The following is a 1,124-nucleotide window of genomic DNA, read 5'->3' as shown; positions in this document are numbered from 1 at the left end:
CGCCGAGCACGAGGCCCTACACGCGATGACCCAACCGGTCACCGCACCCCTGAAAACCAGCTAACCAACTCTCCACCAAACCCGGGGCTTGACAGGTTGGCCCAGCCGAGGGTCATTCGGGGTCTTGTGTTGAGTTCGTCGGCGACGTGGTCGAGGCCGGCCTGGTCGATGGTGGTGAAGTCGAAGCGGCCTTTCGGGAAGTACTGGCGTAGTAGGCCGTTGGTGTTCTCGTTCGATCCGCGTTGCCAGGGGTGGTGGGGGTCGCAGAAGTAGACCGGGCAGCCGGTGGCGATGCTGAACTGATGGTGGGCGGCCATCTCGGTGCCTTGGTCCCAAGTCAGCGAGGCCCGCAGCCGTTGCGGTAGCCAGGCCATCGCGTGGGCCAGTTGGGTGGCGACATGTTCGGACAGTTTCCCGCCGGGTAGCGCGACGAGGATTACGAACCTGGTCGTGCGTTCCACCAGGGTGGCGATCGCCGAGTTGCCGCCGCCGCGGCGAGTGCCTTCGAGCAGGTCGCCTTCCCAGTGCCCGGGGACCGCCCGGTCAGCGGCCTCGGCCGGGCGTTGGCTGATGTTCAACCCGAGCCAGGGCCGTTGCGAGCGGATCGCCCCAGCGGCCTGCGATCGGTGGCGGCGGGCGGCTCGGCCGGACCGCAAGGCCACTTGCCGGGTCAGCTCGGCCCGCAGGTTCCCGCGGGTCTGCAGGTAGATCGCCTGGTAGATCGTCTCGTGCGACACCTGCATCTCCTTACGGCCGGGAAACTCGATCCGCAGCCAGGCCGCGATCTGTTGCGGCGACCACCGCTGCCGTAACCCTGTCAGCACCAGCTCCCGCAACACCGCATCCGTCGCCAGCCGGGCCGGCCGGCGTGCCCGGCGATGCCGTAACCAGGACGCCCAGTCCGCCGCCGATGGCAGATACCGCTGGCCGTACCTCTCGTACCGGGCCACCTCCCGCGACACCGTCGACGGCGCCCGCCCCAAACACCGGGCGATCTGCCGGATCGACTCACCCGCCGCCCGACCCAACCCGATCCGTTCCCGCTCCAACGCGGACAATCTCTCTGCCACAACCCACTCCTACCTGCAGAAACGTGGGTGTTGCAGCCAGATCTTGAAACCGCC

At 68.1% G+C, this 1,124-nt stretch carries 1 protein-coding gene; it reads right to left on the bottom strand.

Features of this window, described 5'->3' with window-relative positions; translation table 11 throughout:
• Positions 1 to 38: 38 nt before the first annotated feature.
• Positions 39 to 1,070, bottom strand: a complete 1,032-nt coding sequence (locus tag QMG73_RS46135) for an IS30 family transposase (RefSeq protein ID WP_281906517.1) — start codon at positions 1,068 to 1,070, stop codon at positions 39 to 41.
• Positions 1,071 to 1,124: the final 54 nt, after the last annotated feature.

It is taken from the genome of Phytohabitans aurantiacus (genome assembly GCF_027923225.1).
Taxonomy (GTDB): Bacteria; Actinomycetota; Actinomycetes; order Mycobacteriales; family Micromonosporaceae; genus Phytohabitans; species Phytohabitans aurantiacus.
Note: the sequence above shows the minus strand (reverse complement) of the source record. Positions and strands in the feature narration are given on the sequence as shown.